A 14,036-nucleotide genomic window follows, 5' to 3' on the forward strand; every position below is an offset into this window, starting at 1 on the left:
CGAAGCCCGACGACCGGCCGAACCCGCCTACGCCGCCAGGTCGTTCTCCCCGGGTCCGGCGGGCGTCCCGGCCTCCGCTCCCGACCTGGGGCCGCGCGGCTCCGGCAGATCCGCGGCGAGCCGCAGCGAGGACTGTCCGGCGCGCCGCGACCGTACGAGACGGCCGAGCCGGGGCGAGCGGGACACTGTCGACGCCAGCGGGGTCAGCAGCATCAGCGCGAGCGGCGCGAGGAGCAGGGTGACGGCGGTGCCCAGGGCGAAGCCGCCGATCACGTCCGTGGGGTAGTGCACGCCCATGTAGACCCGGCTGAAGCCCTCGGCGAGGGCGAGCCCGATGGCCAGCAGCCCGAATCTGCGGTGCGCGACGAAGAGGCCGGCCCCGATCGCCATCGCCAGCGTGGCGTGGTCGCTCACGAACGAGTAGTCCGTCTTGCCGTCCACCAGGACGTCGAGTCCCTTGTGGGCGACGAACGGCCGCGGCCGTTCCACGAACCCCCTGAGGGGGATGTTGACGAGCAGCGCGATCCCGGCGGCGAGCGGCGCCCAGACGAGGGCCGCGAGGGAGGCGAGCGCGCTCTCGCGGTCCTCCGAGCGCCGCAGGCTCCACCAGCACCGGAGCACGACGAGGACGAGGGCGAGCAGGATGCCGTACTCCCCGACGAACTCCATCACCCGGTCGAACCAGGTGGGAGCGGAGCCGGCGAGTCCGTTGATGTCGTAGAGCAGGCTGACGTCCAGGTTCGACCCGTCGAGAGCGAGTCCAGCCATGCCGAGGCCCCTTGCCTGTGCGTGTAGCTACCAACCCCCGTGGTCAGTACTGCTGCTGTCACTGTCCACTGAACGGCCTGAACGGCCCTCGCGTTCCACTCTCCACGGAATGATCACGACGACGTTACCGAAGAGAGACTCATCGTCGCAGCTCAGGGCCATGACTTGACGGAGAGTGCCGACGAGTTCCGGCCACTTCGCGCCCCCGGTCACGTACCCGGCTCGGCTCACGTACCCGGTTTGAAGGTGGGCAACGCGGCGGCGCCGTCCTTGGTCACCCGGGTGGCGCCGAAGTAGTCGGGCGCGTCGATCTTGTCGAAGCGGATGACAGCCCCCGTGTACGGAGCATTGATCATGTACCCGCCGCCGACGTAGAGCCCGACGTGGTGGATGGCGCGGGAGTTGGTGAGGTCGTCCGAGAAGAAGACGAGGTCGCCGGGGAGGAGCTCGTTGCGGGAGGGGTGGGGCCCGGCGTTGTACTGGTCGTTGGCGACGCGCGGCAGCTCGATCCCGACGCTGGCGTAGGCGGCCTGGGTGAGCCCCGAACAGTCGAACCGTCCCCCCTGGGCAGCGGTTCCCTCCCCACCCCAGAGGTACGGGGTCCCGAGCTTCTGCTGCGCGTAGTAGATGGCCCCCGCGGCCTGCTGGGAGGGGGCCACTCGGGTGGTGGGGCGGGCGAAGCTCTTTTCCAGGGTACGGATGATCTTCACGTAGTTCTGGGTCTCGCGGTACGGCGGCACCCCGCCGTACTTGATCACCGCATACGCGCCCGCGTTGTAGGCGGCCAGCATGTTGGCGGCCTGGTCCCCGGGCACGTTCTTGACGTACTTGGCGAGTTCACAGTCGTACGAAGCGGCCGAGGGGATGGCGTCCTGCGGGTCCCAGACGTCGCGCTTGCCGTCCCCGTTGCCGTCGATGCCGTGGGACTCCCAGGTGCCGGGAATGAACTGGGCGATGCCCTGCGCCTTCGCGGGGCTGACGATGGTCGGGTTCCAGCCGCTCTCCTGGTAGAGCTGGGCCGCGAGCAGCGCCGGGTTCAGCGCGGGGCAGAGCGTGCCCCACTTCTGCACCAGCGGCTGATACTTGGCCGGGACCGCCCCCTTCGCCAGCCCGACCGCGCTGCCCCCGCCGCCGAGGCCGCCGGCCAGCCCGGCCGCGGCCGAGTACGTACCGACGACGAGCAGCGCGAGGAAGCTCAGGCACAGCCCGACCCCGATACCGCCTGCCACCCAGAATCTGCGCACCCGTCAACCCTCCCCCATCACGGCCGGGTTCACCGCCACTTTCCCGCCAGCCGTGTCGGAAGCGCGGTTCATTCCACGACGTAGCTCACCTCGGCGTGACTGCCAGTGCCCCCTTCGCGTACGGATACGCTCCCCACCCCGGGCTCGCCCCCCGCTCCACGGCGTTGCTAGGTTGCGTCGGCAAGCAAAGGAAAGCAAAAGGCATGGCAACGGGGGAACGGCCGCACATGGTACTCAGCGCGCAATGGGACGAGCTCTTCGCGGGGGCTCCGCCCAGACCGGGCGGGAGCGAGCCGTCCACCGGCGGTATGCGGCTCGCGTCTGCCAACAGCAAAGAGGGCAGCGGCGGAGGCGCTCCGGACATCCGGTTCAGCAAGTCCCCCTGGACCTCCGCGGGAAAGGTCGCCGGCGAGCTGCGCACCGGGACGGCCGGCGCGCTCGCCGACCTCGCCTCCGCCTCCGAAGGCCTCACCGCGGGCACCGAGGGCTTCACCGCCACCGCCGCCCTGGTGGAGATCCAGAAGTCCTGGAACGACCGGCTCGGCGCGGTCCGCGACGAGTGCGGGCGCCTGGACGGGGCGCTCAGAAGCGTCGGCAAGGACTTCGGCGAGACCGATGTGAAGGTCGGCAACGACGTCAAGGCCGCCGTGCCCGCCGCCCCGGCCGACCCGAAGGGCCGGTGACCCGCCCGTGCCCACCTGGCAGCAGCTGCGCGATGTGAAGCTGTCCGAGTTCAGCGACGCCGCCGACGGCTGGGGCAAGGTCAGTGGCCGCGCCAACGCCGCCAAGGACCGTGTCGACAACGAGATGCGCGCCCGCATCCACGAGACGCAGCAGAGCAAGACCGCCGAGGCCGCTGTCGCCGACACCGGACGGCTCAGCCGCAACTACCAGTACCTGCACACCGAGTGCGGTCTGGTGCGCACCGCACTCGACGGGCTCGCCACCGAGCTCGCCGCGCCGCAGCGCAAGCTGAAGCAGGCGCTGGAGGACGCGGCGAACCTGAAGTTCACGGTCCAGCCGGACGGCTCGGTGAAGTACCCGAGCACCGCCTCCGTCGTCGTGCCGCTCGCGCCCGGTCCCGGTGTCGCCAGGCCCGGGGCCCCGGTGCCGTTCCTGCCCGGCAAGGGCGAGGGCGGCACCGACCCGAACAAGGCGAAGGCGGAGGACATCGCCGAGCGGATCGCCGGGGCGGTCCGGGACGCCGCCGAGATCGACGGCCGGTACGCGGGCGTCCTGCGCCGTCTGAAGGCCCCGCCGGGCCTCGCCGTCACCAACGAGATGCTGGTCGACGCGGCGGCGGACACCGAGGACGTACGGAAGAACGCGAAGTTCCTGCCGGAATCGGGCATTCCGAAGGGGAAGTCGCCCGCGGACACCAAGAAGTGGTGGGACGGTCTGAGCCAGGAGGAGCGCGACGAGTACGCGACGCTCCACCCGGCGGCCGTCGGCGCCCTCGACGGTCTGCCGGCCACGGTCCGCGACGACGCCAACCGCATGGTGCTGGCCGAGACCCGCGCCCAGGTCCAGCTGGACCGCGACGCCCTCGGCCCCGAGCCGGACCGCCTGCTCCAGACGCGCCGGGGCGGTGAGCCGGTGATGATCGAGAACCCCGAATGGCGCAAGTGGGACAAGAAGCGGGGGGTTCTGGACGCCAAGATCAAGGGCATGGACGCGATCCAGGGGCGCTTCGACCGTACCGGCACAGCAACCCGCCCCGGCGAACGACCGCTCCCCGAGGCGTACCTCCTCGGCTTCGACGCGGACGGCATCGGCCGCGCCATCGTCGCCAACGGCAACCCGGACACCGCGACGCACACCTCCGTCTACGTGCCCGGTACCGGAACGAACCTCGAAGGCATCAACGGCAACATCGTCCGCATGGAGAAGCTCTGGCGGACCAGCTCGGACATCTCCCGCGGGGCGAGCGTCTCGACGATCACCTGGTTCGGGTACGACGCGCCGCAGAGCATCCTCACGGACGCTCCCCGCAGTGGTTACGCCAACGAGGGCGGCCCGATCCTCAACGACTTCCTCGGCGGCCTGCGCGCCTCCCACGAAGGCGAGCCCGGCCATCTGACGGCCGTGGGCCACAGCTACGGCAGTACGGTCATCGGCTCGGCCGCCCGCCAGGGCACCCTCCCCGTCGACGACGTCTTCGTCGCGGGCAGCCCCGGCGAGCAGGTCGGCCACGCCTCCGAGATGGACGTGCCCAAGGGCCACGTCTGGGCGGCCAACGCGGACAGCGAGCCGTTCCTCAAGGGCATACCGATCCCGTTCATAGGCGACGACAAGTACGGGGGCGTCAACATCCCCTTCCTCTCCAGCGACCCGGTCCCCGAGATCGGCGGCTGGGGCCACGCGCCGAAGAAGCTCGACATCGACGTCCTGCCCGCGTGGCTCGACGGCGACGGGATGAGCGTCGTCAAGCCCCTGACCCCGAGCAACCCGGACTTCGGCGCCAACATCGTCGCCACGGACGGCTCCCGGGGACACAGCGGCTACTGGGACGAGGGATCCCAGAGCCTCCTCAACCAGGCCCGGGTCACCGTGGGCCAGTACGACAGGGTGAAGCTCCTTGACCAGTAACGCCAGGAGTCCGCGGCCCCGCGGACCGGTCCGGCTCGTCGCGCTGGCCGCCGCCGTACTCACCGTCACGACAGGATGCACCGCCATGAACGACGACGGACTCGACTACACGCCCGAGAAGAAGACCGTCAAGGAGGCCCAGGAGTTGTCCCGGCAGCAGTCCAGCCTCCTCCTGGACGTCTCCGGGCTGAAGCAGTACGGCACGACGAACGGCGGCCCGTACACCGACCCCTGCCCCAGGGTCGAGCACGGCTACCGCGTGAAGCACAGCTGGATGGTCTACGGCCCCTCCCGCGAAGCCCTCTCCGCCGCGCTGCGGCGCCTGCACGAGGAGATGCCCAAGCACGGTTGGAAGGTCTACCGCTTCGAGCAGGCCAACTCCAAGGCGCGGCAGATGCAGCTCGACATCGAGGACATGACGTCGCACCACACGGCGACGATCGAGGAGGACTTCGCCTCCCGGGACCCGAAGGCGTCCAAGTGGGAGAAGGCGGGCCGCGACGGCCTGTTCGTCATGCTGGACTCGCCCTGCTACGTCGACCCCGCGTACACGGAGGGCGCCCAGTAACCCGGCCCCACGAACCCGGGCCCCCGTCCCCTCAGCACCCCTCCCTCTCCCCCTCTCCCCCAGCCAGCCGGAACAGCGCCTCCGTGCTCCGCCCGAAGACGACGCTGTACGACACGTCCGGGTCGTCGCCGCCCTCCTCGTAGCCGCCGATGACCCCCACCACCGACCCGTCCGCCGCTTCCCACGGGCTGCCGCTGGTGCCGCCGGAGTAGCCGGGGCACTCGATGCGCTGCTGGGTCTCGCCGTATCGAGTCGTGCGGTTCGTGCAGGTCAGAGGTTGGTCGGAGTCGCTCGGGTAGCCGGTGACGGTGACCGTGGCCGCATCATCGGCCGGAGCCGCAGCCGGGGCCGCCGTCGACAGCCGCGCCGCGCCCACCACGTCCTCCACCCGTGCCCCCGCCCCTGCCCCCGCCCCCGACGAGCCCGGGCCCAGGACCGCGAAGGCCACGTCGTCGTCCTCGCTGGCGTCCTCCTGCCACGCGTCGTCCGTGTAGATGTCCTCCACCGGCCAGGTGCCGTACGGTGCCCGGCCGTCCCGGTAGCCCGGCACGAAGACCGCGTCGCCCTGGCCGTCCAGGCAGTGCGCCGCCGTGACGATCAGGTTCCGGCCCGCGCTGTGCACCACGGACGCCGTGCAGAAGTGGTCGCCGTCCAGGCCGCCCTCGAACAGCGCGCCCACGCGCGCGTAGGCGGACGTGGCCGGCGCCGGGACGGTCCGGCCGCCCGGGCCGGGGTCCCGGTCCCCGTACGCGGGGATCACCAGGAGCACGGCCACCGCCGACAGCGCACGCAGCTGGGAGACGTGTCTCATGAGCCGGACAGTGCCGCGCGGACCTGAGAACAGCCCTGGAACTTTTCTGAGAAGAGTCTGTGAAGTGAGCGGGCGGGGAGTTCGCGCGGGGGCCCGCGCGAGCACCCTGGCAGGGGGGCCGGACGCACCGGCGCGAGTTCCGCTCCAGCCAATGGGGCCAGAGTGCACCAACGACAGTCATTGCCCGGCGTCACCGTGCGTGATACACAGAGTGACCATACGCGAATCCGTAGAGAAACGGTCCACCGCAGGTCAGGGCGGTGCGACCGGCACAGCTGTGCGGTTTCGGGAAAAGAGAGCCGCCAAGTCGACATACCGGGGCGGTTTCATCAGCGAAGATAGAGCCTGACCCATGCCATGGGGCAGGGGCATCGAACTACCCGACAGGGGCGGTGAGTTACGTGTACCTGGCAGCAGAAAAGGGCGACATCACCACGATCATCGGCGGGATCGCGCCCAACTGGGGGCCGTTCGGAAGCCTGGGCAACGAGGCCCGGGTGATGGTCGAAGTCGTGATGGCCGTGGCCATCCTCCTGTGCCTCGGCATCGCCGTGTGGGGCGCGGCCAAGCAGAGGATCGGCGCGACCGCGCTGCGCGACACGTTCAGCGCGGAGCAGGGCAAGGGTCTGATCGTGGCCGGACTGACCGGAGTCTTCATCATCGGTTCACTCGGCACCCTGTTCACCATCGTGTACGGGATGGCCGTCTGACCCGACCCGTCCCCAGGCCGGGCGCCGTCCCGCCGCGTCTGTCCCCACGGGCCCGCCCAGGCCCACCCCACACCATCCGTCCGTCGTGCCCACCGGCAGAGGTTGCGTCTCCCTGATGTCGAGTCACCACACCGCGCCCGCGCGGGAACCAGCACGGCTACCGTCGTACTACAACACGACGGACCAGCGAAGGGTTGAGGGGGCGTACGCGGCATGAGCCTCGGTGACGAGCACGACTCCAGGCGCGCGGAGGACGCGTACAGCACCGTCGGCGGTACGCGCCAGACGCGCACCCGGCTGCCGGAGGGCGAGGGCGCCGACGTGTACGGCGGCGCCCGCCGCCCCGTCCGCCCTTCCCGCTCCCTGCTCATGGTCGTGGGCGTGGTGGCCCTTTTGGTCGCCGCGATCGCCTTCGCCAACCGGGGCGACAGCGGCGGCGGCACGTCGGACGACCCCAAGCAGTCGGGGTCGAAGCCGACGGCGGCGAGCGGGGTGCGGCCGGTCGAGGGCAAGAACGGCGGCATCGCCTCGGGCTTCCCCCAGACCGAGCAGGGGGCGCAGTCGGCGGCGGCGAACTATGTCGTGGCGCTCGGGTCGGACGGCATGTACAACCAGGCCCGTCGCCACGAGATCGTGAGCACCGTGTACGCGCCGGACGTGGCGGCGGCCCGCCAGGGCGACCTGGACCGGGCCTACTCGGGCCCGGAGTTCCTGTCGCGGATCGGCCTCAAGCCGGACGGCACCGCGCCCAACGGGCTGATCTTCATCTCCCGGTTCAACCCGGTCGGCTCCAAGGTGGAGGCGTACGGCAACGGCACCGCGAGCGTGTCCGTCTGGTACTCGGCCCTGTTCGGTCTCGCCGGCGAGGGCTCCAAGAACCCGGTCTCCGAGGGCTGGTACACCAACACCTTCCAGCTGAAGTGGGTCGGCAACGACTGGAAGGTCACCGACTTCACCCAGAAGGACGGTCCGGCGCCCGTCGGGCGCGACCAGGCCGCCGCGTCCGCCAAGGACATGGCCGACGCCGTCGAGCAGTACGGAGGGTTCACCTATGCCCGGTAAGCGGCCCCGCCGCGCCCTCCCGCTCGCCACGGTGCTGGCCGCCGTGCAGACCACGGCCGTCCTCGCCGCCACCTACGCGTACGCGGCGCCGAGCCCCGCTCCGACGCCCACGCCGAGCCCGGAGGCCAGCACCGGCGGGCCCTGCGATCTCATCCGCGGCCCCGCCAAGGACTTCTGCGAGTCGGGCAGCGGCAAACCCGGCACCTCGCGCTCGAACGTCGCCCCCGGCGACCCCGCCGACCCCCTCACCTCCCTCGCCAAAGGCTGCGCCGACGCCGCCGTCTGGGTCGTCGACACGCTCTCCAAATTCGTGAAGACCGCCGCCAAGGTGGACTTCACCAACCCCGCCTTCCTCGGCCGCTACGCCGTCGTCTTCGCCGCCGCCACCATCCTCACCCTCGTCCTGTGGCTGCTCGCCGTCACCAAGCGGGCGATCCGGGGGGTGCCGCTGACCACGGCGATCTCCGAGGCCGTCGGGTTCCTCTGGCTGACCGTGCTGGCGTCCGCCTTCACCCCGCTGATCCTCTACACCGTCGTCAACGCCACCGACGCCGTCACCGAAGTCATCGCCGCCGGCACCGGCGACCAGACCGACGTCTTCTTCGGGTCGTTCTCGGCCGCGCTCAAGAAGGGAACGGACATCGGCGGCGGACCGATCATGCTGATCGTCGTCTCGCTGGTCACCATCCTCGCCGCCGGCATCCTCTTCCTGGAGCTCTACATCCGCGCCCTCCTGCTGTACGTGGGAGCGCTGCTCGGCGTCGTCGTGTACTCGGGGCTCGTCGACAAGAACATGTGGGGCCACGTCCGCCGCTGGGCCGGGATCATGATCGCGATCATCCTGGTGAAGCCCATCATCGTGATCGTGCTGAGCCTGGCGGGGGCGCTCTCCGCCGGGAAGGGGCCGGACTCCTTCCAGGCCGTCGTCTCCGGCCTCGCCATCATCCTGCTGGCCATCTTCGCCTCCGCGATGATCTACCGCTTCGTCCCGGGCTTCGGCGACGAGATCGCCGCCGCCCGCACCAACCGCAAGCAGGCCACCGACGGCTCCCAGGCCGCCGCCGTGATCTCCTCCCCGGCCGCCCTCGTCTCCCAGGGCATCAAGACCCACAGCAGCCGGGGCAACCAGGCGGGCGGCGGCGCCCAGGCGCGGCCCGCCAACCCGATGTCCGGCGGCGTGGCCGCCCACAGCAGCCGGAGTCCCTCCGGCGGCGGTGGCGGCGGACCCGTCCCCTCCGCCGCGCCCCCGCCCCGTAGCGCCTCCGGACCCACCAGCGGAACCCCGCACAGCAGCCGCAGCACCGGCACCAAAGGCAACAACAGCACAGGAGGTGGAGGGCGTTGACGACCCAGTCCCAACCGGTCTCGCCCCGCCGCACGTATCTGATCGGCCGCGCCCGGCCATCGGCCATCGTCGGCAAGAACCGCGAGACCGGCGAGATCGCGCTGATCATCGGCGGCGCGTTCCTCGGCATGATGTGCGGACTGCTGGTCCCCGTCCTGTCCCTGCGGATTCTGCTCCTCATGGGCTTCCCCATGCTGGCGCTGGCCGCCGTGTACCTCCCGTACAAACACCGCACGTTCTACAAGTGGTTCGAGATCAACCGCAGCTACAAGCGCTCCCTGCGGCGCGGCACCACCTACCGATCGGGCGCCATGGAGGCGGGCGTGCGCGGTGACGGGCGCGAGGTCGAGGTCGGGCCGCCGCCCGGCATCGGCCGGATCAACTGGCTCGCCGCGCCCTTCGGACCGGACGAGATCGCCGTGCTGCTGCACGCCGACCGCCGGACAGTGACCGCCGCCATCGAGATCGAGGGCCCGGGCGTCGGCCTGCGCGACTCCGAGGACCAGGAGGCGCTCGTCGACCGGTTCGGCACCCTGCTCAAGCACGTGGCCAACGGCGACGGGTTCGTCACCCGCCTGCAGATGCTCGCCCGCACCCTGCCCGCCGACCCGGACGCCCACGCCAAGGACGTCGCCCAGCGAGGCGACCACGGCGCTCCCGAGTGGCTCCAGGAGTCCTACCAGCAGCTCCAGTCCATGGTGTCGACCTCCAGCGAGCAGCACCGCGCCTACCTCGTCGCCTGTATGCAGTACTCGCGCGAGCTCGCCGCCGAGGCGAACGCCATGGCCCGCGCCGCCCGCCCGCAGACCGGCCGCAAGCTGGACCGGGACGCCGGGCTCGCCGTCGTCATGGCCCGCGAGCTCACCGACATCTGCGCCCGTCTCGCCGAGGCCGACATCCGGGTGCGCCAGCCCCTCGGCCAGGGACGGCTCGCCTCGCTCGTGCACTCCATGTACGACCCCGACCACCCCATCGACCACATCCAGGCCATGACCAAGCGCAACGCCTGGCCCGCCGAACTGGACGCGGTCGAGCCCACCTACCTCCAGGCCAAGACCCGCGAGTCCTCCACGCGCGCGCCCTGGTGCCACGCCACGGCGTGGGTGAAGGAGTGGCCGATGACCCCCGTGGGCGTCAACTTCCTCGCCCCCCTGCTCGTCCACACCCCGGACGTGATCCGCACGGTCGCGGTCTGCATGGACCTCGAACCCACCGAGGTCGCCATCGAGCGCATGCTCACCGAGAAGACCAACGACGAGGCCGAGGCCTCGCGCGCGGCCAAGATGAACCGCACCGTCGACCCGCGCGACATCGCCGCCCACGGCCGCCTCGACCAACGGGGTGAAGATCTCGCCAGCGGCGCGGCAGGCGTCAACCTCGTCGGGTACATCACGGTGTCGGCGCGCTCCCCCGAGGCCCTGGCGAGGGACAAGCGCACCATCCGCGCCTCGGCCGGCAAGTCGTACCTGAAACTGGAGTGGTGCGACCGCGAGCACCACCGGGCCTTCGTCAACACCTTGCCGTTCGCGACCGGCATCCGCCGCTAGCCGAGAGCTGATAGGGGCCCTGCTCATGCGAGATCCGCTCTCCGCGCTCACCAACGCCTTCACCTCCTTCCTCTTCGGCAAGGTCGAGACCACCCGGCTGCCCGTGCGCACCTCCACGGGCCAGGCGCAGGCCGTCTATCTCCCGACGGCCGCGCCGGGCCTGGGCGACTCGGGCGTGATCATCGGCCGCGAGGTCTACAGCGGCAAGGGGTACATCTACGACCCCTTCCAGCTGTACGGCCAGCAGCTGCCCGCGCCGCACTGGCTGGTCCTCGGCGAGTCCGGCAACGGCAAGTCGGCCCTGGAGAAGACCTATGTGCTCCGCCAACTGCGCTTCCGCGACCGGCAGGTCGTCGTGCTCGACGCCCAGGGCGAGGACGGCGTCGGCGAGTGGAACCTCATCGCGCGCGAGCTGGGAATAACCCCCATCCGGCTCGACCCGATGGCCGCCCTCGACGGCGGCATCCGGCTCAACCCGCTGGACCCGGCGATCACCACCACCGGCCAGCTGGCGCTCCTGCGCACCATCATCGAGGTGGCGATGGGGCACGGCCTCGACGAGCGCTCGGGCTTCGCCCTGAAGGTCGCGCACGCCTACGTCAACGAGACCATCACCGACCGCCAACCGGTCCTGATGGACATCGTGGAGCAGCTGCGCCACCCGGAGGCCGCCTCGGCGGTCGCCATGAACGTCGACATAGACGACGTCCGGGCCTGGGGCCTGGACGTGGCGCTCGTCCTGGACCGGCTGGTCGACGGTGACCTGCGGGGCATGTTCGACGGGCCGACCACCGTTGGGATCGACCTGGACGCCCCGCTGATCGTCTTCGACCTCTCACACATCGACCGCAACTCGATCGCGATGCCGATCCTCATGGCCATCGTCGGCGTCTGGCTGGAGCACACCTGGATCCGGCCCGACCGCAAGAAGCGCATCTTCCTGGTGGAGGAGGCCTGGCACATCATCAACTCGCCGTTCGTGGCACAGCTCTTCCAGCGGCTGCTCAAGTTCGGCCGGCGGCTCGGGCTCTCCTTCGTGGCGGTGGTGCACCATCTGTCGGACGTCGTGGACGGGGCGGCGGCGCGGGAGGCGGCGGCGATCCTGAAAATGGCGTCCACCAGGACGATCTACGCCCAGAAGGCGGACGAGGCGAGGGCCACGGGCCGGGTCCTCGGCCTGCCCCGCTGGGCGGTGGAGATCATCCCGACGCTCACGCCCGGTATCGCCGTCTGGGACGTCAACGGCAATGTCCAGGTGGTCAAACACCTGGTCACCGAGCGGGAGCGGCCCCTGGTCTTCACCGACCGGGCCATGACGGAGTCCGCGGCCACCGACGACGTGCTCGCGCACGAACTGGAGAGCCGTCTGGAATCGGAGACCGAGCGCAGGGCGGCGATGATGGAACAGCAAATGTCAGGCACCTCCTCCCCCGAGTCGACCGTGGCCTGACGGTCAGCGGGCCCCTCCCCCGAGGGGCCTGCCCGATCAACGGCCGCCCGCAGCACCAAAGTTCCCCGACACGCGCAAGTCGGCCCGACACGCCGGAGGTTGCCTGCAATGCCGGAGTCCCGCTCCCGCGGCGAGGAGCGCGGCATCCCCGACTCCCTGCTGGTCGGGCTGCTCGCGTTCCTGCTCGGCCTGACGGTCCTGGTCTGGTTGGCGACGGGCCTGGCAGGCCTGTTCAGCCACGGCGCCTGGCCGGACGCAGTGACGTTCACCCGCACCCCGCTCGCCCTGCGCCAACTGGTCCAGGCCCCTCACGACCTCCCGGCGGCCTGGCCGGACACCCCCGCTGCCCAGCTCTCCGGCTACGGCCTCTTCTGGGGCCTGCTCATCAGCGAACTGCTCGTCCTGCTGGTGCTGTTCATCTTCGCCCTCGGCACGTGGTCGCGCTGGAAGGCGGTCCGCGCGAGAGCCAGGGCGACGGCCGCCACGCCGGCCGCGGAAGCGGACGGCGAGCCGACGAAGGACGGGGACGCGGACACGCGCGCGTGGAGCGCGGCAGCGGGTACGGATATGGGGGGCGATTCGGGTACGGGTGCCGGTACGGGCAGAGCCGCAGGTGCGGGCCCGGCGCGGACCGTACGTACGGAGGAGGGGGCGGGGGCCGAAGCCGCGTCCGGCGTCGCCGCCACGCTCACCCCGGGCTCCGGCCCCGCTCCCACGCCCGCCGCCCCACCGTTCACCGTGCCGGTCACCACGGCCGTCCCCCCGCCTCCCGCCCCGGCCCGGGCGCCCGACGATCCCGGAGCCGGACGCCTTCCCGCGCCGCGCGCGGCACGCCCGCCCCGGCTCGTCTACGGCGGCCCCGACACCCGCCGCCCCACCGCCGTGCAGGCCATCCAGGACGCCGAGGGGGCCGCCCTCGTCATCACCTCGGACCCCAGCCTCTGGGCGGAGACGAAGGACGCGCGCGCGAAGCTGGGCCCCGTGCACGTGTACGACCCGGGCCACCTCTGCGACACCCCGGCCCGGCTGCACTGGTCGCCCACGAGCGGCTGCGAGGACGCGGAGGTGGCGGCGGCGCGCGCGACCGCGCTGCTCGCGCCCGTACGCCCACAGGCCCGGATCGACGCCGCCATGGCCGACACCGCCGAGACCCTGCTGCGGTGCTGGCTGCACGCGGCCGCACTGGACAGCCGGGACGGCAAGGCGGTCAAGCAGATGCACCGCTGGGCCCAGGGCGCCGGCGCCCACGAGGCCGTACGGATACTCCGCACCCACCCCAAGGCCATGAGCGGCGCGGCGGGCCTGCTGGAGTCGGCGCTGACCGCGCACCCCGAACGCCGGGAGATCGCCCAGGAGCTGACGGCCCGTGCGCTCGACGCGCTCTCCTCGATCCACATCCGCGAGGCCTGCACACCCAACCGGGCGGATTCGCTCGCGCTGGCATCATTCGCCGCCGAAGGGGGCACGCTTTACGTGGTGGGTGAAGCCATCGAGGACCCGCGGTCCCGCCCGGCCGCGATGCCCCTCCTGACCGCCCTCGCCTCAGACGTGGTCGAGCGCGGCCGCCGCATGGCCGAACGGTCACCCGACGGTCGGCTCGACCCACCAATGACGTTGGTCCTGGACGACGTGGCAGCGGTCGCCCCGCTGCCCCGGCTGCCCGAACTCCTCTCGACCGGGCAGGACCTCGGCCTGCCCACCCTGGTCCTGCTCCGCTCGGCCGAACAGGCCCGAGCCCGCTGGACGGAAACCCTCACGCCCTAGCCGCCGTTACGGGCAGCTCGCCGGACACTACGGCCGCGGGAACTCCATCTCAACCTCGTATGATCCATGACGGGATCCTGCCGTGGAACGCAGAAAAGCCCCGCACCATTAATCCTTACGGATCATGGTGCGGGGCTTCCCGCAATAATTGTTCGGCGGCGTCCTACTCTCCCACAGG

At 71.2% G+C, this 14,036-nt stretch carries 12 protein-coding genes; 9 read left to right on the forward strand and 3 right to left on the reverse strand.

The window, feature by feature from the left end:
* Positions 1-27: 27 nt before the first annotated feature.
* A complete protein-coding gene (locus ACZ4MU_RS27375; RefSeq protein ID WP_467881624.1) occupies positions 28-768 on the reverse strand; it encodes a phosphatase PAP2 family protein in 741 nt (246 codons plus the stop codon).
* A 227-nt stretch (positions 769-995) separates the two neighbouring features.
* A complete protein-coding gene (locus tag ACZ4MU_RS27380; protein ID WP_467881625.1) occupies positions 996-2,012 on the reverse strand; it encodes a C40 family peptidase in 1,017 nt (338 codons plus the stop codon).
* 203 nt (positions 2,013-2,215) lie between these two features.
* On the opposite strand from ACZ4MU_RS27380, the gene ACZ4MU_RS27385 reads away from it, so the two are divergent.
* From ACZ4MU_RS27385 to ACZ4MU_RS27395, 3 genes are all read left to right on the forward strand, one after another.
* The gene (locus ACZ4MU_RS27385) at positions 2,216-2,695 is read left to right on the forward strand and encodes a hypothetical protein (protein WP_467881627.1); all 480 of its coding nucleotides are present in this window, start codon (positions 2,216-2,218) and stop codon (positions 2,693-2,695) included.
* A 7-nt stretch (positions 2,696-2,702) separates the two neighbouring features.
* On the forward strand, positions 2,703-4,601 hold the full coding sequence (locus ACZ4MU_RS27390) for an alpha/beta hydrolase (protein ID WP_467881629.1): 1,899 nt from the start codon (positions 2,703-2,705) through the stop codon (positions 4,599-4,601).
* A gap of 85 nt (positions 4,602-4,686) precedes the next feature.
* Entirely contained in the window at positions 4,687-5,169 is a 483-nt protein-coding gene (locus ACZ4MU_RS27395) for a hypothetical protein (protein WP_467881631.1), read from the forward strand.
* Between the two features lie 31 nt (positions 5,170-5,200).
* Here ACZ4MU_RS27395 and ACZ4MU_RS27400 read toward each other — a convergent pair whose 3' ends face one another.
* Positions 5,201-5,980: a trypsin-like serine peptidase gene (locus tag ACZ4MU_RS27400; RefSeq protein ID WP_467881633.1), complete on the reverse strand. Its 780-nt coding sequence runs from the start codon at positions 5,978-5,980 to the stop codon at positions 5,201-5,203.
* Between the two features lie 401 nt (positions 5,981-6,381).
* On the opposite strand from ACZ4MU_RS27400, the gene ACZ4MU_RS27405 reads away from it, so the two are divergent.
* The 6 genes from ACZ4MU_RS27405 (at position 6,382) to ACZ4MU_RS27430 (ending at position 13,858) form a co-directional block, all read left to right on the forward strand.
* The gene (locus ACZ4MU_RS27405; RefSeq protein ID WP_101389324.1) at positions 6,382-6,690 is read left to right on the forward strand and encodes a hypothetical protein; all 309 of its coding nucleotides are present in this window, start codon (positions 6,382-6,384) and stop codon (positions 6,688-6,690) included.
* Positions 6,691-6,903: 213 nt separating this feature from the next.
* Positions 6,904-7,752, forward strand: coding sequence for a hypothetical protein (locus tag ACZ4MU_RS27410; RefSeq protein ID WP_467881635.1), 849 nt, complete (start codon positions 6,904-6,906; stop codon positions 7,750-7,752).
* On the forward strand, positions 7,742-9,097 hold the full coding sequence (locus tag ACZ4MU_RS27415; protein ID WP_467881637.1) for a hypothetical protein: 1,356 nt from the start codon (positions 7,742-7,744) through the stop codon (positions 9,095-9,097). Before ACZ4MU_RS27410 ends, ACZ4MU_RS27415 begins: the two co-directional genes overlap by 11 nt.
* The gene (locus ACZ4MU_RS27420) at positions 9,094-10,644 is read left to right on the forward strand and encodes an SCO6880 family protein (RefSeq protein WP_467881639.1); all 1,551 of its coding nucleotides are present in this window, start codon (positions 9,094-9,096) and stop codon (positions 10,642-10,644) included. Before ACZ4MU_RS27415 ends, ACZ4MU_RS27420 begins: the two co-directional genes overlap by 4 nt.
* Before the next feature lie 25 nt (positions 10,645-10,669).
* The gene (locus ACZ4MU_RS27425) at positions 10,670-12,094 is read left to right on the forward strand and encodes an ATP-binding protein (protein ID WP_467881640.1); all 1,425 of its coding nucleotides are present in this window, start codon (positions 10,670-10,672) and stop codon (positions 12,092-12,094) included.
* 108 nt (positions 12,095-12,202) lie between these two features.
* The gene (locus ACZ4MU_RS27430; RefSeq protein WP_467881642.1) at positions 12,203-13,858 is read left to right on the forward strand and encodes a type IV secretory system conjugative DNA transfer family protein; all 1,656 of its coding nucleotides are present in this window, start codon (positions 12,203-12,205) and stop codon (positions 13,856-13,858) included.
* Positions 13,859-14,036: the final 178 nt, after the last annotated feature.

The sequence above is a fragment of the Streptomyces sp. NPDC026377 genome (assembly GCF_055567715.1).

Excerpts from the sequence above, each read along its gene's own strand:
- ACZ4MU_RS27375 (WP_467881624.1), bottom strand. The coding sequence starts at position 768 with ATGGCTGGACTCGCTCTCGACGGGTCGAACCTGGACGTCAGCCTGCTC.
- ACZ4MU_RS27385 (WP_467881627.1), top strand. The coding sequence starts at position 2,216 with ATGGCAACGGGGGAACGGCCGCACATGGTACTCAGCGCGCAATGGGAC.
- ACZ4MU_RS27395 (WP_467881631.1), top strand. The coding sequence starts at position 4,687 with ATGAACGACGACGGACTCGACTACACGCCCGAGAAGAAGACCGTCAAG.
- ACZ4MU_RS27400 (WP_467881633.1), bottom strand. The coding sequence starts at position 5,980 with ATGAGACACGTCTCCCAGCTGCGTGCGCTGTCGGCGGTGGCCGTGCTC.
- ACZ4MU_RS27410 (WP_467881635.1), top strand. The coding sequence starts at position 6,904 with ATGAGCCTCGGTGACGAGCACGACTCCAGGCGCGCGGAGGACGCGTAC.
- ACZ4MU_RS27415 (WP_467881637.1), top strand. The coding sequence starts at position 7,742 with ATGCCCGGTAAGCGGCCCCGCCGCGCCCTCCCGCTCGCCACGGTGCTG.
- ACZ4MU_RS27425 (WP_467881640.1), top strand. The coding sequence starts at position 10,670 with ATGCGAGATCCGCTCTCCGCGCTCACCAACGCCTTCACCTCCTTCCTC.
- ACZ4MU_RS27430 (WP_467881642.1), top strand. The coding sequence starts at position 12,203 with ATGCCGGAGTCCCGCTCCCGCGGCGAGGAGCGCGGCATCCCCGACTCC.